Genomic DNA, 20926 nt, shown 5'->3' on the forward strand with positions numbered 1-20926 from the left:
AGGCCGCCTAGCCTCGATGCCATGAGCTCCTATCTCTACTCCGCCATCCGAACCCCGTTCGGACGGTTCAACGGCGCCTTGTCGGGCGTACGGCCGGACGACCTCGCGGCGGGCGTGATCACCGCGCTGCTGGACCGGACGCCCCGGCTGGACCCGGCCGTGATCGGCGAGGTCGTCTGGGGCAACGCGAACGGTGCGGGCGAGGAGAACCGCAACGTCGGCAGGATGGCCGCGCTGCTCGCCGGGCTGCCGACCAGCGTGCCGGGCACGACCGTCAACCGGTTGTGCGGCTCCAGCCTTGACGCGGCGATGATCGGCTCCCGCACGATCGAGACGGGTGACGCGGACGTGGTCCTGGTCGGCGGGGTCGAGTCGATGACCCGGGCGCCGTGGGTGCTGCCGAAGCCGGCGAAGGGCTTCCCGCCCGGCGACCTCACCGCGGTCTCGACCACGCTCGGCTGGCGGCTGGTGAACCCGCGCATGCCGGAGGAGTGGACCGTCTCGCTCGGGGAGGCCAACGAGCAGCTCGGGGAGAAGCACGCCGTCAGCCGCGAGCGGCAGGACGCGTTCGCCCTGCGCTCCCACCGGCTGGCGGCGGCCGCCTGGGACGAGGGCTTCTACGACGACCTGGTCGTCCCTGTCGAGGGGTCGACCCGCGACGAGGGCATCCGCGCCGACTCCTCGATGGAGAAGCTGTCCGGGCTCAAGCCGAGCTTCCGCGCGGACGGGACCATCACCGCCGGCAACGCCTCGCCACTGAGCGACGGCGCCTCCGCGCTGCTGCTCGGCTCGGCCGCCGCCGCCGACCGGATCGGCCTCGAACCCCTCGCGCGCATTGCCGGACGCGGTGCGTTCGCGCTCGACCCGCAGGACTTCGGCTACGCCCCGGTCGAGGCGGCCGGCCGCGCACTCGCGCGGGCCGGGATCGGCTGGGACCAGGTCGGCGCGGTCGAGCTCAACGAGGCCTTCGCCGTACAGTCGCTGGTCTGCATCGACGCCTGGGGAATCGATCCGGAGATCGTCAACACCAGGGGCGGCGCGATAGCGATCGGCCACCCGCTGGGCGCCAGCGGTGCCCGGGTCCTCGGCACGCTCGCGAAGGTGCTCCGGGAACGCGGCGAGCGCTGGGGTGTCGCCGCGATCTGCATCGGAGTCGGCCAGGGCCTGGCCTGCGTCCTGGAGAACACGGCGGTGGGAGCATGAGCCGCACGCAGATCCTGGAGACCGTCGACGAGGCACTCAGCGGTATCGAGGACGGCAGCACCATCCTGGTCGGCGGCTTCGGCCTGGCCGGTATGCCGTTCGACCTCGTCGACGGGCTGATCCGGCAGGGCGCCAAGGACCTCTGCATCGTGTCCAACAACGCCGGCAACGGTGACGTCGGCCTGGCCGCGCTGCTCCAGGCCGGGCGGGTGCGGAAGGTGATCTGCTCCTTCCCCCGGCAGAGCGACTCCTATGTCTTCGACGGGCTGTACCGAGCCGGGAAGATCGAGCTAGAGGTCGTGCCGCAGGGCAATCTCGCCGAGCGGATGCGCGCGGCCGGTGCGGGCATCGGTGCCTTCTACTGCCCGACCGCCGTGGGCACCCCGCTGGCCGAGGGAAAGGAGACCCGGACCATCGACGGGCGCGTCCACGTCCTGGAGTACCCCATCAAGGGTGACGTGGCACTGATCAGCGCCCATCGTGCCGACACGATGGGCAACCTCGTCTACCGCAAGACCGCCCGCAACTTCGGCCCCGTCATGGCCACGGCCGCGGCCACCACGATCGTGCAGGTGGGCGGGATCGTCCCCGCCGGCGGCCTCGACCCGGAGGCGGTCGTCACGCCCGGCATCTACGTCGACCGTGTGGTCCAGGTCGAGGAACGGCAGTACACCGTCCAAGGAGCGCGCTGACCATGCCCCTCACCACAGACGAGCTCGCCGCGGTCGTCGCCCGAGACATCCCGGCCGGCTCCTACGTCAACCTCGGCATCGGCCGTCCCACCAAGGTCGCCGACCATCTCCCCGACGGCTCGGGCATCGTGCTGCACACCGAGAACGGCATGCTCAACATGGGCCCCGCCGCGGTCGGCGAGCAGATCGACCCCGACCTCACCAACGCCGGCAAGATTCCGGTGACCGAGCTGCCCGGAGCGTCGTACTTCCACCACGCGGACTCCTTCGCCATGATGCGCGGCGGCCATCTGGATGTATGCGTGCTGGGCGCGTTCCAGGTCTCGGCCACCGGGGACCTCGCCAACTGGCATACCGGTGCCCCCGACGCCATCCCGGCGGTCGGCGGGGCGATGGACCTGGCCATGGGCGCCAAACAGGTCTTCGTGATGATGACGCTCTTCGACAAGGAGGGCCGGTCCAAGCTGGTGCCCGCCTGCACCTACCCGCTGACCGGAGTCGGCTGCGTCAGCCGGGTCTACACCGACGTCGCCGTCATCGACGTGGGCCCGGACGGCGCGGTGGTCCAGGAGACCTTCGGCGTCACGCTCGAGGAGCTCCGCGACCGGGTGCCGGTCCCCCTCAAGGCCGCCTGACGCGGCACCAAGAAACCATCGGCGGCTCGACGGGGCTTCGACGAAGATCAGCGTTTGCGGCCGACGCCGCCGTACGCATTGACCTCAACGGGCGGAACGAGGCTGGGGTCAGGGCGCCAATGGGGAATCGGCACGATGCCGGGTCAGGCGGCCCTGAGGATGGAGTACACCAGCTCGGTGATCCTCGCCGGCGCGCTCGCGGGCGATCCCGCGTCGAGCGGAGGCCGCGGGGCATATTCCAATCCGAGCTGGATCGCCATGGCCGTGTCCCTGTCCGCCAGCAGAGCGGCAAGGTGCAGCGCCATGTCGACACCGGCCAGCACACCGCCAGCGGTAATGATCTTACCGTCCTCGACGAAGCGCACATCGGCGACGGGCTCCGCTCCGAACCGCCCGAGCAGGTCGTGCGCCGCCCAGTGCGTGGTCGCCCGCACTCCCTCCAGCAGGCCGGCGGCGCCGAGAGCCAGAGCGCCCACGCACACCGAGGTGGTCCACATGGTGGTGGGGTGCGCCCTCTTCAAATAGCCGATCAGCGGCCGGTTCGCCGTACTCTGCTCGATCCGCTTGGTGCCCGGCACCACCACCACGCTGGGGGCGGGCAGTTCGGCGAAGGACGCGGTGGCGGTCAGCGTGACTCCCTCGTCGGCGATGGCACCGGGCTGCTCGGCCACAAAGGTGACCGTGGCTCCTGGGATGTTGCGCAGGACGAAGTAGGGTCCGAGCGCGTCCATGGCGTCGTATCCCTCGTACAGCGGGATGGCTATGTCCATCAGGTGTCCTTGTCGTGGAATCTGCGCCGGTACTCGCCCGGTGGGATCTTCAGGTGCCGCTGGAAGACGCGATAGAGGGTCTCGGGCGAGCCGAGTCCGACGCGTACGGCGATGCGGTCAAGGGGCTCGTCAGTGCTCTCCAGCAACCGGCGGGCCGCCGCCGTGCGCGCGTGTTCGACATAGCGCGCGAGCGACATGCCCACCTCCGCGGTGAACACCCGTGAGAAGTGCCGGACGCTGGCGTTCACCCGTTCCGCCAGCGCCTGCACCGACAGGTCGCCATCGAGGTGCTCCTCGATCCAGGCCTGCAGGTCACGCAGGGGTTCGCGCTTGGGCGTCCGGGCACTCAGCGCCGTGCTGAACTGGCTCTGCCCGCCGGGCCGCTGCAGGTAGACGACCAGCCAGCGGGAGATCTCCCTCGCCAGCTCGTGCCCGTGGTCGTGGGCGACCAGGGCGAGGGCGAGGTCGATCCCGGCGGTGACCCCCGCCGACGTCCAGACGCGGCCGTCACGGACATAGATCCGGTCGGGGTCCACGGTGACCTCGGGGTTGTCACGGGCGAGCCGGTCCGCGACGGCCCAGTGGGTGGTCGCTCTCCGCCCGTCCAGCAGGCCGGCCTCGGCCAGCAACTGGGCACCCGAACAGATCGACCCCAACCGCTCGGAGACCTCGGCCAGCCTGAGCACCTCCGGCAGCAGCGCCGCAGTGTCGACGTCACCCTTGAGCGTCGCGATACCACCGACGACCAGCAGCGTGCCGATCGGGCCGGCGACCGCCCGCAACGGCGTCTCGACGTTCACGGTGACCCCGCACAGGGAAGCCACCGTTCCCGCTTGCACGGCCGTGAGCTGTACGTCGTAGCGGGCGTCGCGATCGATCCGACCGGCCGCGGAGAAGACGTCCGCCGGGCCCGCGAGGTCGAGCAGCTGGAAGCCATCGAAGAGCACGATGACGACACGGTGAGCGGGCATGCCTCCATGCTGGTGGGCCGGTGGGCATGGCAGCAAGGACACATATCTTGCAGATTCGGCCATGCCGCGAATCCGGGCGGGAGGAGCGAGGCGGGCGGCATCCCGCCTCCGGTGGGGCCGCCCCACCGCCCCCGACCGGCTCAGCGCCTACCCGACGAGACCATCCTGTTCGCCGGGCGCGGTCCGGCCCGGGTCACGCGCCCTGCTGAGCCATCCGCTGGGCGAGGCGATCGAGGCGTAGTTCGGCGACGCCACGGTAGGCGTTGCGCAAGAGGCGGGCGAGGCGGCCTTGGTGCTGGAAGCCGTGGGTCACCACCGTGCCGCCGTCGCGTTCATCCAGCAGCCAGGTGCCGGTTTCCCGCAGTCCCGGGACCTGCCAGACCGCGTCCACTCTATGGTCGGTGATGAGGGTGTACTCCCAGTGTCCGCTGAGGCCACCGCGGGCCGTGATGGGGTACCGGATGCCGGTGGCGGCTCCGGCCGGCCCGTCGAGGGAGTGGAAGGCCGGATTCCAGTCGGGCAATGCCCGCGGATCGAGCAGTGCCCGACGGACGTCGGCCGGGGGCACGTCGATGAAACGGGTCGCTTCCTGAGAGGTCATGACCGGGACTCCTGCTCGGTACCGATACGGCGGGACAAAGCCTGTCCCGAGGGAAGGCCTTCGACGAAGGCGCGGAGAAAGCCGGTGATCTCATCGAGGTCGCGGCCGTCCGCGGCGGCATCGATGGCGCGGTAGAGGTCATTTTCGATCTCGGTGATCCGGTGGGCGAGCCGCATGCCCTCCTCGGTGAGGGTCAGCTCCACGTGGCGCCGGTCGTGTGCGGCGACCCGCCGGTCGACCAGGCCGGCCGCGGTGAGCCGGTCGACCAGGCGGCTGGGGTTGTTGCCGCTCTCGCAGATCAGGAGGTCGCCCAGACCGGAGAGGGTGAGCGGCTGCCGCTCCTGCAGAATCCGGAGCACCTCGGCCTGGGAGGAGGTCACCCCCAGGGGCTTGAGCTCCCGGCCGAGCAGCCGGTTGCCCTCCCGCTGTGCGGCCAGGATCAGATAGCGGAGTTCTTCGGCGGGAAGCATGGCGCTCACGGTCTCACGGGCAGGTCCGTGCGCGGCGGCCCGGCCGGGCCCTGGTCCAGCGCGTCCGCCAGGCGGGCGGCGGCGCCGGGGTCGTGGGCGGGCAGGACGACCAGGCCCGGCAGCCGAGTGCGCAGCTCGTTCACCCTCTGTACTGCGGTGCGCATCTGCCCCTTGTGACCCACTCCCGGCACCTTGCCGTCGGCCAGGAGCCGATCGTCGTAGGTGAGGTCGCCGACCATGAGAAGCGGACGGGAGCCGGGCCGCCGCACCAGCATCGACAGCGACCCGGGCGTGTGGCCGGGAGTCGGCAGCAGCACCAGGCTGCCATCGCCGAACAGGTCGTGCCCGTGGCTGAACGGCGCGAGCGCCGGATCGGCGAGCTTCTCCGGCTCGACGTGCCTCCACCGTAGGCCCGGGAGGTCGATGTGGGAGGGCATCAGGCCTCGCATCTCGGGCATCCGCCTGTGGAGCGAGTCCCACTCCCGCCGGCTGGTGATGATCTCCGAGCGGCCGAGCTCGGGCAGCCCGCCGATGTGGTCCTGGTGCAGGTGGGAGAGGACGGCGGTGCGCACGTCGTCGACGCCGTGGCCCAGCCTGCGCAAGCCGGCCGTCAGGGTCTGGTCCACGCCGATGTCGAACTTGGCGAGCCGGGAGTACACCAGCCCGTTCAGGCCGCCGGGGAAGTAGCCGGGGTCGGTGACGGACGCACGGTCCTGGCCGGTGTCGAACAGTACGAGTCCCTCGCGGTGCTCGATGACGTAGGCGTTGATGGGAAGCGGAGCGGTCCACCGCCGGGAGGTGGACAGCCAGACGTAGAAGTTCTTCCACGTCGGGCCGACGTGCTCGGGGCGAATGGCGACCGTGCCGGTACTGATGACCGACACCCGTGCGATCGAGTCTGACGCTGTCATGATGGCCCCTCGTCGTGAATGTATTACACGACATTAGATTATACGACATCTATTCTGTCAACCCACCTGACAAGCCGCTTCCGGTGGTGATCAGTGACGCTGGGTGACCTGCGCTGCGGTGCGACCATCTCGCGACAGGACAAGGGCGCGCAGGCCCTCAGAGCCAGGAGGCGTGAAACTCGAGCACGCCTGGACATTCAAGGACAACGGGGTCGGAACTGTCCATTGCAGTGCCATGCAGGCCTTCGGTAGACCTTTTCGCCACCGTGGGAAACGGACACCAATTCACATTCCAGTCGAATCCGGTAGGCGGCTCACGGCATGCCGGTTCGGATCCGCTCCCGCTCTGGCATGCCGGCCTTCAGCGAAATGAAAGGCATCGATATCCGCAGAAGTCACCAACGATTCATCTGTCCAGGGCGCTCATCCTGTAGCGATCGTTTTGCGAAGTACGGTATGGTTCCCGTGTTGCTTGTGGAGGTGCCTGTTGGCCCAGCAAATCGTCGACCTGCGCAGTGACACCGTGACTCGGCCGACGTCCGCGATGCGCGCGACAATGGCCGAGGCCGAGGTCGGGGATGACTGTTACGGGGAAGACCCGAACGTCAACGCCTTGGAAGGTGAAGTCGCCGCGCTGTTCGGGCACGAGGCGGCGATGTTCACCCCTTCCGGGTCCATGGCCAATCAGGTGGCATTGGCGACACTGGTGCCTCGTGGGGACGAACTCCTCTGCGACGCGGACGCCCACCTGATCACGTACGAGACCGGCACGGCGGCTGCGTACAGCGGCATCTCGTCCCGAATCTGGCCCGCCAGCGGCGGTTACATCGACGTCGACCTCGTCGCCCGGATGATCCGGCCTGGAACGTACCAGGCCGTGCCGACCCGGGCGCTGGCGGTCGAGCAGACGCACAACCTCGCAGGTGGCGCCGTCATCCCGCTGGAAACGCTGCGGGACCTACGTCGCGTCGCCGACGCGGCCGGCATCGCGATGCACTGCGACGGTGCCCGGATCTGGCATGCGCACATCGCCGACGGTGTCGCGCTGGCCGAGTACGGCGCCCTGTTCGACACCATGTCCGTGTGCCTGTCCAAGGGCCTGGGCGCTCCGGTCGGCTCACTCATGATCTCTACCGAGGAGCGCATCGAACAGGCGCGGGTGATCCGCAAGCGGATGGGTGGCGCCATGCGCCAGGCGGGCATCCTCGCGGCGGCCGGCCGGTACGCGCTGGCACATCACGTCCAGCGGCTGGCTGACGATCACGCTCGGGCGCGGCGGCTCGCCGGGGCATTAGAGGAGTTCGGCATCGCCGACCCGGCCCAGGTACGCACCAACATCGTGCGGCTGGACCTGAGCAAGTCGCATCTGACCGTCCCCGGCCTGGACGCGGCGGCACGGGAGCGGGGGGTGCACGTCTCGGTCCTCGGCCCGCACGTTGGCCGGCTGGTCACTCACCTCGACGTGGACGACGCCGGCATCGACCGGGCCATCGAGGTCCTCACCGCGATCCTGCGTGCCTGATCCAGCTCGATTCCCCCCGTACCTGACCCGAGCACCCGCCACCCGAGCACCCGACCCGAACAGGCCCTCACCGCGCTCCGGCGCGGCCGATCCACGTCGATGTCTCCGCCCTAGGGAAACGGCAACATGGAAGTTCCGATTCGCACGCCATTCACATGGCACACCTTCGATGTCACCGCGGAACTGCCCGCAGGGTGGCGGGACGCCGTCACGCGCACGGCCCGCGAGCATGCCCAGGACCGCGCGGTCGGCAAGCCGGCGATCACCTCGCGGGAGCTACCCGGCGGCGCGGACGTGCTGATCAGCATGGTGGACGGCAAGGAGGTCGCCGAGCACCTGCCATGGCTGACGGACCTGTACACCGGCCGGTTCCGCGACCTTGCCCAGACCATCACCGACGAGACGGTCGAGACCGCGCGGGATCCGCGTTACGGGATCTACCTGAACGTGCAGACCGAGCGGCACGGCCGCTTCGAATGTCATGTGGACTCCAATCCCATCGAGGGACTGCTCTACTTCACCGATCAGCCGCCCGGCAGTGGCGGGACGCTGCGGGTGTCCAATTCGGGCGAGGTACGGGGCACCGACGCCGTCGACCGCGACTGTGCATCCATTCATCCGGTCGCCGGGCATCTGCTGTTCTTCGACGCCCGTCACCACACGCATTACGTCACCGCGCTGACCCGTAGTGACGATCTGCGGGTCGTCGCCGGCATGAACTACTACCTGCCGAGCGCGCCCGAATCGGCACGACCGGTCGACCTCAACGAACGACTATTCGGCGCGAAGTGATCGGAGCCCACACCATGCAGACCACCGACCCAGAGCGGCGGCAACGGGCCGGTCGCGTACTGAACCCGGCGCAGCCGGTCTCGCTGCTGCGTTTCGAGTACGACCGTGGAAACGACTATGAGAACGACACCGGAGTCGTCGCCGCGATATCGGCTCTGGTGCCTGAGGCCGAACTGGTGCACCCGGACCATCGGTTCTTCCAGCTCGTCCATTTGATCACCGAGTACGCGTGGGTCGGCATCCATCACGAACTGTGTCGCGTCACCGCGGCCCTGGGCGACGGCGACATCGGGACCGCCGATCGGCTGCTGCACCGCTGCGTCGAGATCGCCGACCTTCCGATCCGGTCCGTGCGGCTGTTCGAGGAGACGCTGCCGCAGGCCAGCATGCTGGCCATGCGGGAGAACCTGTCACCGACCGCGACCGGCCTGGACTCGCCGGGCCTGCGCAACCTGCGCCGGGCCGCCCGTGCGGTGTGGGCGGCGTTCGAGTCCGCGATCGCCGACGCCGACACCACTCTGACCCAGTTGACCGCATATACCGATGCGCCGGTCGCTCCCGAGGCGCCGCACTATGCGCGGATCACGCTGCTGACCGGCGTGATGAACAATCTGCACCGCTTCGACGCGAAGATCCTGGAGTGGAAGCACGTGCACCTGGCGGTCGTGTGGATGCTCCTGGGCGGGCATCCGGCGGCCACCGCCGACGTCGAGATGCCGACCAGCCTGCGCGGGCGGCCCGTCAGTGACCTGGAGCGACTGGCCGTCAAGCCGCTGTTCCCCCGGCTCTGGAAGCACAGTACGGACGTGTACCACCGTGGGCTGGCATCGAACCAGTAGCCGGAGAGGTCGTGCAGCGCCACAGGGAGCCCGGCCGGCCGGGCTCTGGGAGAGGGCACAGATCGCCGGCGCGGGATGGAGGGCCGACCGCATTGCCTCGGGGCAGGGCGTCCGCGAGGAACGGCGGGGTCGCGCCATGTCCCCCGCCGACGCGCGGGCCGCGCGCCCGGCGTGCCTCCCCTGCGAGGGGATTCTGGTTCGCCGCGGTCGCACTGACGATCTCGATGGCGTTCGGCACGGCACCTGCGGTGCTGTGGCCTCTCTACCAGGCGCGGGACGGCTTCGGCGCGACGACGGTGACCGTCGCCTTCGCCGTCCTCGTCGTCGGTGCCGCGTTCAGCTTCCTGACCCTCGGCCATCTGTCGGACCGCCTCGGACGCCGGCGGATCATCGCGGCCGCCCTGCTGGTGACGATCGCCGCTGCGATCGTCCTGCTGTGCCGGCCCGATGTGCCCGGGCTCGTGCTGGGACGCGTTCTGAACGGGATCGGGGTGGGATTGATGGCCTCCACCGCCACGACCTACCTGCACGACCTGTTCCGGCAGGCGCATCCCGGCCGCGCCGCTTCGCCGACCCCCGGCGTGGTGGCGACCCTCGGTAATCTCGGCGGGCTCGCCCTCGGTCCGCTCACTGCGGGCGTGATCGCCCAGTGGCTGCCCGCGCCACTGACCACGACCCAGGTCGTGTTCGCCGTCGCCCTGGCGATCTCACTCGTCCTCGTGCTGTCCAGCCCGGAGACGGTTGTCGCCGGCGGCCATCGGCAGGACCGGCCGCGCCGCTTCGCGCTGCAGGACGGCGGCGGAGCGGCGTTCGTCTCGGGCGCCGGGCTCGGATTCTTCGCCTTCGCCCTGCTGGGTCTGGTGGCGTCCCTTGGCGCCATCATGATCCGCGACGTCCTGGGCGCCGGCTCCCCTTTCGTCGCGGGCGTGGTGCCGTTCTCGATGTTCGCCTCGGCTGCGGTGGCCCAGCTCACGATCGGCAGGCGCGCGCCGGACAAGATGCTCACGGTGGGCGTCGTGGCCTTCGTCGCCGGGCTGGTGCTCGTGTCCGTCTCGCTGCGCCACCCGGCCCTCTGGCTGTTCGTGATCGCCGTCGTCGTCGCCGGGGCCGGGGCGGGTCTGCTGTTCAGCAGCGGCCTGACACGGTCCACCGCCGCCGCGGTGCCGGCCTCACGTGCCGGCGTCCTCGCCGTCTACTTCGTCATCGCCTACGCCGGGATGGGCGGGCCCTCGATACTCTTCAGCATCGTTCTGCGGTACACCGGCATGGAGACCGTGATGACGGCCTTCGCCATCGCACTCGCCGTGGGCGCCACGCTCGCGGTGATCGGAGCCACCCGAGCGGCGCACCGGACCTGACGCACCAGAGACGGGGACCCCCGTCTTTCCGCGGCAGCCCGGTACCTGGAAAACCCCATGTCAGCCGGTAGGATGAGGATCGATCAGCGAGAGATTACTGGGCGCCGTCTCGTCGGCTACGACCAGTGGGGAGTCGCGTCGTGGCCACGCACTCCTCGGAGTACCCGGCGGGTCCCCGGCGCGCAGGCGTGTCCCGGTCGGTCCCCTTGCTGGGCCGGCACGAGGAGTGCCTGGCGCTTGACGAGCTCGTCGAGATGGCGCGTGAGGGCCTGAGCGGGACGCTGGTGCTGATCGGCGAGGCCGGGATCGGAAAGACGCGCCTCCTGGAGTACGCGGCGGGTACGGCCACCGATCTTCACATCGCGAATGTCGCCGGGGTGGAGTCGGAGATCCAGCTCGGCTTCGCGGCGCTGCACCGGCTGCTGCTGCCTTTCCTCGATCGGGCGGACCAGTTGCCCGGTCCGCAACGCGACGCGCTGGGCGCCGCCTTCGGCCTCGTCGCAGGTCCGCCGGCGGATCGCTTCCTCGTAGGTCTGGCCGCCCTCACCCTGCTCGCGGACGTCGCCGGCGAGCAACCACTGATGTGCCTCGTCGATGACGCGCAGTGGCTGGACCGGGAATCGCTGGAGGTGCTGGCCTTCGTGGGGCGCCGCCTGCACGCGGACGGCATCGGGTTGCTGCTCGCCGTCCGGGACGGGCCGGCCGGCCTGTCGGCGCTCGGCGGGCTTCCCACGGTCCAGGTCGCCGGTCTGCCCGAGACCGACGCCCGCCGGTTGCTTGCCGCTGCCGTTGCCGGACGGCTCGATCCGCAGGTGGTCGAGCGGATCGTCACCGAGACCCGGGGCAATCCTCTCGCCCTGGTCGAGCTCGCGGTCGAGCTGTCCGGCGAGCAGCTGGCCGGCGGGTCCTTGCTGCCCGTGCCGCTGCCGGTGGGCCGGCGCATGGAGGCGCATTTCCTGCGTCAGGTCGGCGCGATGCCCGCGGAAACGCGGTCGTTGCTGCTCGTCGCTTCCGTCGCGCCGACAGAGGATCCCGCGGTGCTCTGGCGGGCCGCCGCGTTGCTCGGCCTGTCGCCTGAGGCGGCGGACCCCGCGGTGTCGGGCGGGATCCTTTCGCCACAGCCCGACCTCGCCTTCCGTCATCCCCTCATCCGTTCGGCGGTCTACGGAGGGGCACGGCCGGCGGACCGGCGGCGCGTTCACGAGGCGTTCGCCGCCGTGATCGATCGCGACCGTGATCCGGACCGCCGGGCGTGGCACCTGGCCACGGCGGCCGTCGGCCTCGACGAGGGGGTCGCGCTGGAGCTCCAGCGCGCGTCCGAGCGCGCCCGGAGCCGTGGTGGCCACTCGGCGCAGGCCGCGTTCCTCCTCCGGGCGGCGGAGCTGACCCCCGATCCGCAGGATCGGGCCGGCCGGCTGTTCGCGTCCGCCCAGGCGCACCTCGTCGCCGGCGATCCCCTCATGGCGCAGTCCCTGCTCGAACGGGCGGCGCCCGAGCTCGGTGCACCCGCGATGCGCGTCGGAGCGCTACGGCTGCGGGCGGCGATCGAGATGTTCTTCGCCCGGGTGGCGGCGGTGCCGTCGATCCTGCTGGAGGCGGTCGCGGCCATCGACCCTCGCGAAGAGCGGCTGGTCCAGGGCATGCTGTTCCAGGCGCTCGAGGCGGCGATCATGGCCCGCCGCTACACCACTGGGACGACCCTCGTCGACGTGGCGCGCACCGCACTCAATGCGCCCCGGGATCATTCCGTGCGCGCGACGGTCCCAGACCTGCTGCTGGACGCGTTCGCGAACCGCGTTGCCTGCGGGTTCCCGGAGGCGGTGCCGCTGCTGCGCGCGGCGGTCACGGCCATGCGCGCCGAGGGGGAACTCGTCGAGGCGGGCATGCCCCTCGCCGTCCTGCTCTGTCTGGCGACGGAGGACCTGTGGGATGACACTGGGCGCCGGGAGGTACTCGGGCGCCTCGACACCTTCGACCGCGATCAGGGTGCGCTGCAGGCGCTGCGGATCACGCTCCAGGGCCTGGCCAGCTGCGAGCTGTGGGCCGGCCGGTTCGGAAAGGCGGAGGCGCTCCACGCCGAGGCGGCCGAGATCGCCACGGCGACCGGGATACCGGCCGAAGGGTCGGGGCCCCTGGTGGAGCTGCTGGCATGGCGGGGACACGAGGCGCAGACGCGCGCGGCGGCGGACATCGTGATAGGGACGTGGGCCGAACAGCGGGGAATCGGAGCCGCGGCCAACCACGCGCTCCTCGCCCTCACCGTCCTCGAGCTCAGCCTCGGCCGTTACCGTGAGGCGCTCGCCTGGGCTCTCCGGGTCTACGAGGACGACGCGCCCGGGCCCGGCAACCATGTGCTGCCCGACGTCGTCGAGGCGGCCGTGCGCGCCGGGGACCGTGCCGCCGCGTCCACCGCTCTCGCGCGCCTGTCCGAACGTGCGCCGATCAGCGGGACGCCGTGGGCGCTGGGGGTGCTCGCCCGGTCCCGCGCGCTGATGGCCGACGACGACCGCGCCGAGGACCTCTACCTGGAGTCCATCGAGCTACTCGGCCGTACGCTGGTCGTCACCGAGCTCGCCCGGGCTCACCTGCTCTACGGCGAGTGGCTGCGCCGGCGGAGACGCCGCTCGGACGCCCGCCGCCGGCTGCGGACCGCACATGAGATGTTCGCCACCATGGGCGCCACCGCGTTCGCGGAACGCGCGCGGACAGAGCTGCTGGCCACCGGCGAACGACCCCGCAAACGGACAGCGCAGACCAGCCACCACCTGACGCCTCAGGAGGCGCAGGTCGCCGGTCTCGCCGCAGCGGGCGCGACGAACGCGGAGATCGCCACCAGGCTCTTCATCACCACCTCGACGGTCGAGTACCACCTCAACAAGATCTTCCGGAAGTTCGACCTCACCTCCCGGCGCCAACTCGCCCGAGCACTCCTCGATGAACCTGCCCCGGCACACGGAAGTCCCGGGCCGAGCGGCTGACGACCGCCCGGCCCCCGGGCGCTTCCGGGACTGGGGACTTTCCCCGGTTCGAACACACCCCCGGTCATGATGTCCTGGTTCATGCCTGGACCACAGTGTTCCGGGCCCGAGCTGAGAGGCGATCATGACTCCTACTCCTGTCATCTTCATTCATGGGCTGTGGCTGCACGCCACCTCCTGGAACCCCTGGGTCGAGTTGTTCCGGGAGGCGGGCTACGAACCGCTGGCACCTGGCTGGCCGGGCGACCCGGACACCGTCGAGGAGGCGCGCGCGAACCCCGAGAGCATCGCCGACCACGGTATCGACGACGTCGTCACGCACTACGCGAAGATCATCGACGGACTGCCGACCAAGCCGATCCTGATCGGGCACTCCTTCGGCGGCATGATCGCTCAGAAGCTCCTCGGCCAGGACCTCGCGGCCGCAGCCGTGGCCATCGACGCCGCCCAGATCAAGGGCGTGCTTCCGTTGCCGCTGTCCGCGCTGCGCTCCACCCTTCCGGTGTTCAAGAACCCGGCCAACAAGCACAAGGCCGTCTCCCTGACCGCCGAGCAGTTCCGCTACGCGTTCGGCAACGCCGTCTCCGAGGAAGAGTCCCGGGAGCTCTACGACCGCTGGGCGATCCCGGCGCCCGGCAAGCCTCTGTTCGAGGCCGCCGCCGCCAACTTCAACCCGCACTCGCCGGCCAAGGTCGACACCGCCAACGAGTCACGCGGCCCGCTGCTGCTGATCATGGGTGGCAAGGACCACACGGTGCCCGAGGCGGTCACCAAGTCCACCCTGAAGCAGTACCGCCACTCCGACGCGGTCACCGACATCAAGGACTTCCCCGACCGGGCGCACTCCCTGACGATCGACAGTGGCTGGCGGGAGGTCGCCGACGCCTCACTTGCCTGGCTGAAGGAACAGTCGCTCTGAGACCGCGCCCGCGCATCGGTCTTCTCACCCCAGGCCCAGGCCCGGTCTCGTTCGCCGCCGGCGACGGGGAGCCGGGCGTGGGTCGTACCGCCGCCATGGCGACCCGCGCGCCCATGGGCATCATCCGCTCATGACCACGCGGCGACGGCCACGTGCCGTCGCCGCCCCGGTCGGCATGACCAGCCGGTTGCCAGGATGGTTGGCAGGAAGGGAATTTCATGGATTTGGGACTGCACGGCGAGGTCGCGGTGGTGACCGGAGCCAGCAAGGGAATCGGCCTGGCCATCACCCGGTCGCTGGTCGACGAGGGGGTACACGTCATCGCCGGAGCACGCCAGGCGACGGCCGAGCTGACGGCGTTGGCCGAGACCGGAAAAGTGCAGGTGATCGAGGTCGATCTGTCCACCGCGACCGGGCCGGCCCGGCTCATCGCGGCCGCCGTGGCACGCGGCAGGCTCGACATCCTGGTCAACAACGTCGGTGCGGTCTCCCCGCGCCTGACCGGATTCCTCGACATCACCGACGAGCAGTGGTTCACCTCCTTGACCCTCAACCTGATGGCGGCCGTGCGCACCACCCGTGCCGCGCTGCCCACGATGCTCGCGGCCGGACACGGGAACATCGTGACCATCAGCTCGGTCAACGCCTTCCTGCCCGACCCGGCAGTGATCGACTACAGCGCCGCCAAGGCGGCCCTGACGAACTTCTCCAAGTCACTGTCGAAAGAGGTCGGCTCGCGCGGCATACGGGTCAACACCATCAGCCCCGGCCCGGTCACCACGGACCTGTGGCTCGGTGACCACGGCGTCGCCGCGACCGTCGCGCGCGCCGGCGGCGGCGACCCCGCCGCGGTGGCCGAACAGGCCGCCGCGCAGGCGGAGACCGGCAGGTTCACCCATCCTCGGGAGATCGCCGATCTGGTGCTGCTGCTGTCCAGCGACCGAGCCGGAAACGTCACCGGCGCCGACTTCGTCATCGACGGAGGGCTCATCAAGACCCTGTGACCCGCATGGCAGGGCCGTCCGGGCGGCCGGCGCCGCCCGGACGCCGCCTGGATGTGGAGGCGGCCGGACCCGGTCTGTCCCCGATCCGGCGAATCCGTGCTCCCACGTCTCCATCAGTAGTTGGATGATCCGGACGAACCCAACAGCCCCGAGTGAGGAAGTCACCCGTGACGAACGAGGTACCCGCGCTCAACCCCGACGTCCCCCAGACCGCCCGGATCTGGAACTACTGGCTGGGAGGCAAGGACCACTACGCCGCGGACCGGCAGGTCGGCGACGAGATCCTGAAGGTCATCCCGGACATGGCGCTGTTCGCCCGCGCCACGCGGCAGTTCCTCCAGCGCGCCGTCCGCCACCTCGCGGCCGACCTCGGCGTGAAGCAGTTCCTCGACATCGGCACCGGGCTTCCGACCGCCGACAACACCCATCAGGTCGCACAACGGGCCGTCCCGTCCGCGCGTGTGGTGTACGTGGACAACGACCCGCTCGTCCTCATGCACGCCCGCGCCCTGCTGACCAGCACGCCGGAGGGGAAGACCGCCTACCTGAACGCCGACCTGCGCGACCCGGACAAGATCCTTGCCGACGCGGCCGAGACCCTGGACTTCGGCGAGCCGATCGCGCTGCTTCTGATGGGCATCCTCGGCCACATCACCGACTACGACGAGGCGCGGTCGATCGTCCGGCGGTTGTCCGACGCGCTGCCCAGCGGCAGTCACCTGGTCCTCTACGACGCCACCAACGTCGTGGACCCCGCGTCCGCCGAGGCCATCGAGATCTGGAACCGCTCGGCCGAGCCCCCCTACACCCTGCGCAGCCCCCAGCAGCTCGAAGGCTTCTTCGAAGGCTGGGAGATCCTGCCGCCCGGAGTCGTGTCCTGTCCGCTGTGGCACCCTCCAGCCGTCGATATCAGCGAGGCCGTAGAGATCGACGAGTTCGGCGGCGTCGGCCGCAAGCCCTGACGGCGCGGCGGCCGGGGCGACGCGGGCCACGACCAGCGTCACCGCGTCGGCTCCCCGGCGTGGGCGAGCTTCGGATTTAATGCGTCGCAGAGCAGGCGCCGCCGGGGGCAGAGTGTGTTGTGTGCTCTCACCCCCGCGCGGCCTGGCCGACAACGACCTCGTCTCGGCACTGGCCGACGGCTGGGACCTGGACATCGCATCGGTCGCGTACCGGCCGGTCGGCTTCGGCAGCCATCACTGGTCGGTCACCGAAGCCGGCGGCGCCCGGTGGTTCGCCAACGTCGACGAACTGGGCGCCCCTGGGCAGGCCCCCGACGAACCGTCGCAGGTCCTGCACCGTCTGCGCGCTTCGTTCGCCACGGCGACCGCGCTCGGCGACCACGGCCTCGACTTCGTCGTCGCGCCGATTCCCGCCCGCGGCGGTGAACCGCTGATCCGGCTGGGCGAACGCTTCGCGGTGTCGCTCTACCCGTTCGTCGACGGGCAGAGCTTCGACTGGGGCGAGTACGCGAGCGCAGATCACCGCGACGCCGTACTCGACATGATCGTCGCCGTCCACACCTCGCCCCGCACCACCTGGCGGCACGCCGCCCGCGACGACTTCACCATCGCCCACCGCGCCGAGCTGGTGACCGCACTCACCGGCACCGGCGGTGCGGGGCGCGGCGGGCCCTACACCGCTCGCGCCGCGAGCCTGCTGGCCGCCAACGCCGCTCCCATCAGCCGATCGCTCGAGGACTACGACGCCCTGGTCGAGGAGGCCCGCTCCTACGCCGATCGCAGCGTCCTCACCCACGGCGAGCCCCACGCGGGCAACACCATGCTCGCCCCATCCGGCTGGAAACTCATCGACTGGGACACCGCCCTGGTGGCCCCTCCCGAACGCGACCTGCGGACCGTCGACCCCGGAAACGGCTCCGTCCTCGCCGCCTACCACCAGGCCACGGGCGTCACCCCGCTCCCCTCGATGATCGAGCTCTACGCCCTCCAATGGGACCTCACCGAGCTCGCGGTGTGCTGGAACCAGTTCCGCAACCTCCACCACGGCGACGACAACGACCACGAGGGCTGGCAGAACCTGCAGGAAGTGATCGAGAACATCGATCATCGGTCCGGCTGACCGACGACCGCCTCGCCGAGGTCCGCGGATCCTCATCTCCCGGTGACCTACCTCCGTCACGCCACTTGGCAAACGGAACCATGTTCCGTATGTTAGCGGAACATGGTTCCGTTTACTTCGGTTGCCGGAACAGGCGAGGCCGATACCGGGCCACGCCTCGCGAACTCGCTTCACCCCTCAGGAGGAACAGTCATGCAGTACCGCACCTTGGGCCGCACCGGTGTGCAGGTCAGCACCCTCGTGCTCGGCGCGATGAACTTCGGCAGTCTGGGGCGTACCACCCAGGACGAGGTCACCGCCATGGTCGACGCCGCCCTGGAGGGGGGCATCAACCTCATCGACACCGCCGACATGTACAGCGGCGGCGAGTCGGAAGAGATGGTCGGCAAGGCCATCGCCGGCCGCCGCGACGACCTCGTGCTGGCCACGAAGGCGAGCATGCCCATGGGCGACGAACGCAACCACCAGGGCGCTTCGCGCCGCTGGCTGGTCACCGAGCTGGACAACAGCCTGCGCCGTCTCGGCGTCGACCACGTCGATCTCTACCAGATCCACCGGTGGGACCCGGGCACCAGCGACGAGGAGACACTGTCGGCCTTGACCGACCTGCAGCGCGCGGGAAAGATCCGCTACTTCGGCTCCTCGACGTTCCCCGCGTACCGCATCGTGCAGGCCGAGTGGGCCGCCCGGGAGAACCACCTGGGCCGTTACGTCACCGAACAGCCCAGCTACTCGATCCTGCAACGCGGTATCGAGACCCACGTCCTGCCCGTGACCGAGCAGTACGGGCTCGGGGTGCTGGTGTGGAGCCCGCTGGCCTCGGGCTGGCTGTCCGGCGCGATCCGCGCGGGGCAGGAGATCACGACCAGCCGCTCGACGCTCATGCCGCAACGCTTCGACACCGCCATCCCCTCCAACCGGGCCAGGCTGGATGCCGTCGAGCAACTGGCCGGCGTCGCCGCCGAGGCCGGTCTGACCATGATCCAGCTCGCGCTCGGGTTCGTGACCGCGCACCCCGCCGTGACCAGCGCGATCATCGGCCCCCGCACCATGGACCACTTGCACTCTCAGCTCGCCGCCGCGGACACCGTGCTCTCCGCCGACGTGCTCGACGCGATCGACGCGGTCGTCGCGCCCGGCGTCGACCTCGCCGCACACGAGAAGCACGACACTCCGCCCGCCCTGCTCGACGCGGCGCAGCGACGTCGCTGATCGCTCGTCACGTCGGCGACCGAGCGGCGGGCGGGCGGTGGCCTACGCACCACCCGCCCCGCCCGACCCGTCGCAACGGCCGCGGACCTCACCGCTCCCGAACGGAGCGTGTCCCCCGTGGCTGTTCGATCATTCTTTGCCTTGCCGACACCATGGACACCACGACCATGCGCCAATCGAGCAGATGACCGGCGGCCGCCTGTGTGAAGATCGCTACATGATGCGAAGGTGGTCATGACCTTGCCGCGACTCCGCTCCTCGCCGCCCGAATCGGCGAGCGGCGGGATGACGCCGGGACGGTTCCAGGCGCTGCGGCGGCACCGGCGATGGCTGATCCCACTGGTGGCGGTCGCGCTGCTCGCCGAGATGGCGATCGCCATGGTCACGACGGCCGTGCAGCAGACTCCGACCACGGACGAGCCCGTGTACGTGGGCTCGGCGATGGTCTACCTGCGGGAGCACAGCCTGCGGTACAACCCCGAGCACCCGCCGCTCGGCAAGCTGATCATCGAGTCCGGGGTCGCGTTCGCGCACGCGCACTTCGATCCCGCCTTCGTCGGCTCCGACGGGGCGGTCGGACGGCATCTGCTCTACAAATCGGGCAACGACGCGTGGCGGCTCATGCTGCTGGCCCGGCTGCCGATGATCGTGCTGACACTGCTGTTCGGGCTGGTCGTCTTCGCGTTCGCGCGTGACCTCGCCGGCTCCGTGGGCGGGCTGGCGGCGCTCGGCCTGTACGCGTTCTCGCCCGACATCATCGCGAACGGGTCGCTGGCCACGCTCGACGTACCCGCGGCCGGCTTCCTGCTGACGTCGGTCTGGCTGCTGTGGCGGGCGCGGCGGCGGCCGTTGCGCTACCTGCCGCTCGCCGGGGTGGCGCTCGGCGCGGCCCTGGCCACCAGGATGAGTACGCTGCCGGCGGTTCCCGTGCTCCTGCTGCTGGTGACCCTGTCGTTCTGGTACGCCCACCGGAGACCCGATCTCGGCAGGCGCGGGGCCGTGAGGCTGCTCGGGCTCGGCCTGGCGGCGGCGGCCGGCGTGGCGCTGATCTCGGTCATCGTCGTGTGGGGCACCTACCTGGCGGTCGACCCACGGTTGCGCTGGACGACGCCCGCGAACGTACCCGTCGTCCACGGGCTGCGGGGGCTCGTCGTCGACTGGCTACCCTTCCCGCGGCCGTACCGGGACGGCATGCGCATCCAGTTCGGCTTCGAGTACCAGACGTACCGCGGTTTCCTGCTCGGCCACCAGTACCGCGGCCCGCGGTGGTACTACCTGCCGGTCGCGCTGCTGGTGAAGACGCCGCTCGGCATGCTCGCACTGTGGCTGGCGGGCGCCCTCGCGACGGTGACGGTGCCCCGGCTGCGGCCCGCGGTGCCGTACGTGCTCGTCCCGCCGGCCGTCCTGCTGGCCGCCGTCCTGAACGGCTCCCGCGACTGGGGTGTCAGGTACGCCATCATCGTGCCGGTGTTCATGGCGGTCGCGGCGGCCGGCGTGGTGGCCCTCCGCCGGCGGTGGACGCCCGCCGTGACGGCTGCGCTGCTCCTGTTCGTGGCGGCCAGTTCGCTGCGGACGTTCCCGTACTACCTGCCCTACTCCAACGAGGCGTTCGGCGGGCCGTCGAAGACCCACCTGCGTCTGCACGACTCGAACGTCGACTGGGGTCAGGACCTGGGGCGGCTCGCCGAGCACCTCCGGCAACGCCACCCGGGCGAGAGGATCTGGCTCGTCTACAAGGGCAGCGGCTTGCCGTCCTACTACGGCATCCACGCCTCGAACCCGCTCAAGGTCCCTCCGGACGAGGTCCACGGCCTGCTCGTCGTGTCCGACACCTGGATCGCCAAATCCCGCGGCCGGCTGGCGGCGCTGATCAACAGCAGCGAGCCGATCGACGAGGTGGGCCACTCGATCACGATCTACTACCGGCCCGCCGCGACCGGCTCGCCGCGACGATGACCTGAGCGGCA

At 70.3% G+C, this 20926-nt stretch carries 19 protein-coding genes; 14 read left to right on the plus strand and 5 right to left on the minus strand.

Translation table 11 applies throughout. The features are described from left to right. The first annotated feature begins 21 nt into the window (after positions 1-21). Genes ACRYCC_RS32970 through ACRYCC_RS32980 form a run of 3 tightly spaced genes read left to right on the plus strand, consistent with a single transcriptional unit; the run spans position 22 to position 2530 of the window. The gene (locus ACRYCC_RS32970; protein ID WP_433817676.1) at positions 22-1203 is read left to right on the plus strand and encodes a thiolase family protein; all 1182 of its coding nucleotides are present in this window, start codon (positions 22-24) and stop codon (positions 1201-1203) included. Then, positions 1200-1895, plus strand: coding sequence for a 3-oxoacid CoA-transferase subunit A (locus ACRYCC_RS32975; protein WP_433817677.1), 696 nt, complete (start codon positions 1200-1202; stop codon positions 1893-1895). Before ACRYCC_RS32970 ends, ACRYCC_RS32975 begins: the two co-directional genes overlap by 4 nt. Before the next feature lie 2 nt (positions 1896-1897). Then, positions 1898-2530 carry a 3-oxoacid CoA-transferase subunit B gene (locus ACRYCC_RS32980; RefSeq protein WP_433817678.1) on the plus strand — a complete coding sequence of 211 codons (633 nt, stop codon included), beginning with the start codon at positions 1898-1900 and terminating at the stop codon, positions 2528-2530. Between the two features lie 143 nt (positions 2531-2673). On the opposite strand, the gene ACRYCC_RS32985 is transcribed toward ACRYCC_RS32980, so the two are convergent. From ACRYCC_RS32985 to ACRYCC_RS33005, 5 genes are all read right to left on the minus strand, one after another. Beyond that, complete coding sequence (locus ACRYCC_RS32985; RefSeq protein WP_433817679.1) at positions 2674-3300, minus strand: DJ-1/PfpI family protein; 627 nt, start codon at positions 3298-3300, stop codon at positions 2674-2676. Beyond that, positions 3300-4271, minus strand: coding sequence for a GlxA family transcriptional regulator (locus ACRYCC_RS32990; RefSeq protein WP_433817680.1), 972 nt, complete (start codon positions 4269-4271; stop codon positions 3300-3302). The genes ACRYCC_RS32985 and ACRYCC_RS32990 overlap by 1 nt, the downstream gene beginning before the upstream one ends. A 193-nt stretch (positions 4272-4464) precedes the next feature. Then, the gene (locus tag ACRYCC_RS32995; protein ID WP_433817681.1) at positions 4465-4872 is read right to left on the minus strand and encodes an SRPBCC family protein; all 408 of its coding nucleotides are present in this window, start codon (positions 4870-4872) and stop codon (positions 4465-4467) included. After that, on the minus strand, positions 4869-5342 hold the full coding sequence (locus ACRYCC_RS33000; protein WP_433817682.1) for a MarR family winged helix-turn-helix transcriptional regulator: 474 nt from the start codon (positions 5340-5342) through the stop codon (positions 4869-4871). The genes ACRYCC_RS32995 and ACRYCC_RS33000 overlap by 4 nt, the downstream gene beginning before the upstream one ends. Before the next feature lie 5 nt (positions 5343-5347). Further along, the gene (locus ACRYCC_RS33005; RefSeq protein ID WP_433817683.1) at positions 5348-6253 is read right to left on the minus strand and encodes an N-acyl homoserine lactonase family protein; all 906 of its coding nucleotides are present in this window, start codon (positions 6251-6253) and stop codon (positions 5348-5350) included. A 487-nt stretch (positions 6254-6740) separates the two neighbouring features. On the opposite strand from ACRYCC_RS33005, the gene ACRYCC_RS33010 reads away from it, so the two are divergent. The 11 genes from ACRYCC_RS33010 to ACRYCC_RS33060 all read left to right on the plus strand — a co-directional run bounded on the left by ACRYCC_RS33010 (position 6741) and on the right by ACRYCC_RS33060 (position 20915). Then, a complete protein-coding gene (locus ACRYCC_RS33010) occupies positions 6741-7775 on the plus strand; it encodes a threonine aldolase family protein (RefSeq protein WP_433817684.1) in 1035 nt (344 codons plus the stop codon). A 126-nt stretch (positions 7776-7901) separates the two neighbouring features. Then, the gene (locus ACRYCC_RS33015) at positions 7902-8567 is read left to right on the plus strand and encodes a 2OG-Fe(II) oxygenase (protein ID WP_433817685.1); all 666 of its coding nucleotides are present in this window, start codon (positions 7902-7904) and stop codon (positions 8565-8567) included. A gap of 14 nt (positions 8568-8581) precedes the next feature. Beyond that, complete coding sequence (locus tag ACRYCC_RS33020; RefSeq protein WP_433817686.1) at positions 8582-9406, plus strand: hypothetical protein; 825 nt, start codon at positions 8582-8584, stop codon at positions 9404-9406. A gap of 212 nt (positions 9407-9618) precedes the next feature. Further along, a complete protein-coding gene (locus ACRYCC_RS33025; protein WP_490885257.1) occupies positions 9619-10764 on the plus strand; it encodes an MFS transporter in 1146 nt (381 codons plus the stop codon). Positions 10765-10904: 140 nt separating this feature from the next. Continuing rightward, positions 10905-13742 (plus strand): helix-turn-helix transcriptional regulator, encoded by a 2838-nt coding sequence (locus ACRYCC_RS33030; protein ID WP_433817688.1) that lies wholly within the window; start codon positions 10905-10907, stop codon positions 13740-13742. A gap of 124 nt (positions 13743-13866) precedes the next feature. Continuing rightward, positions 13867-14661: an alpha/beta hydrolase gene (locus ACRYCC_RS33035; RefSeq protein ID WP_433817689.1), complete on the plus strand. Its 795-nt coding sequence runs from the start codon at positions 13867-13869 to the stop codon at positions 14659-14661. A 218-nt stretch (positions 14662-14879) separates the two neighbouring features. Continuing rightward, positions 14880-15665 (plus strand): oxidoreductase, encoded by a 786-nt coding sequence (locus ACRYCC_RS33040; RefSeq protein WP_433817690.1) that lies wholly within the window; start codon positions 14880-14882, stop codon positions 15663-15665. 167 nt (positions 15666-15832) lie between these two features. Then, on the plus strand, positions 15833-16627 hold the full coding sequence (locus ACRYCC_RS33045) for an SAM-dependent methyltransferase (RefSeq protein WP_433817691.1): 795 nt from the start codon (positions 15833-15835) through the stop codon (positions 16625-16627). Positions 16628-16748: 121 nt separating this feature from the next. Further along, positions 16749-17747, plus strand: coding sequence for a phosphotransferase (locus ACRYCC_RS33050; protein ID WP_433817692.1), 999 nt, complete (start codon positions 16749-16751; stop codon positions 17745-17747). 192 nt (positions 17748-17939) lie between these two features. Next, positions 17940-18959 (plus strand): aldo/keto reductase, encoded by a 1020-nt coding sequence (locus ACRYCC_RS33055; protein WP_433817693.1) that lies wholly within the window; start codon positions 17940-17942, stop codon positions 18957-18959. Between the two features lie 234 nt (positions 18960-19193). Continuing rightward, a complete protein-coding gene (locus ACRYCC_RS33060) occupies positions 19194-20915 on the plus strand; it encodes an ArnT family glycosyltransferase (protein ID WP_433817694.1) in 1722 nt (573 codons plus the stop codon). Positions 20916-20926: the final 11 nt, after the last annotated feature.

Origin of the sequence: Actinomadura scrupuli (assembly GCF_050971785.1) — a bacterium.
GTDB classification, from domain to species: Bacteria; Actinomycetota; Actinomycetes; order Streptosporangiales; family Streptosporangiaceae; genus Actinomadura_E; species Actinomadura_E scrupuli.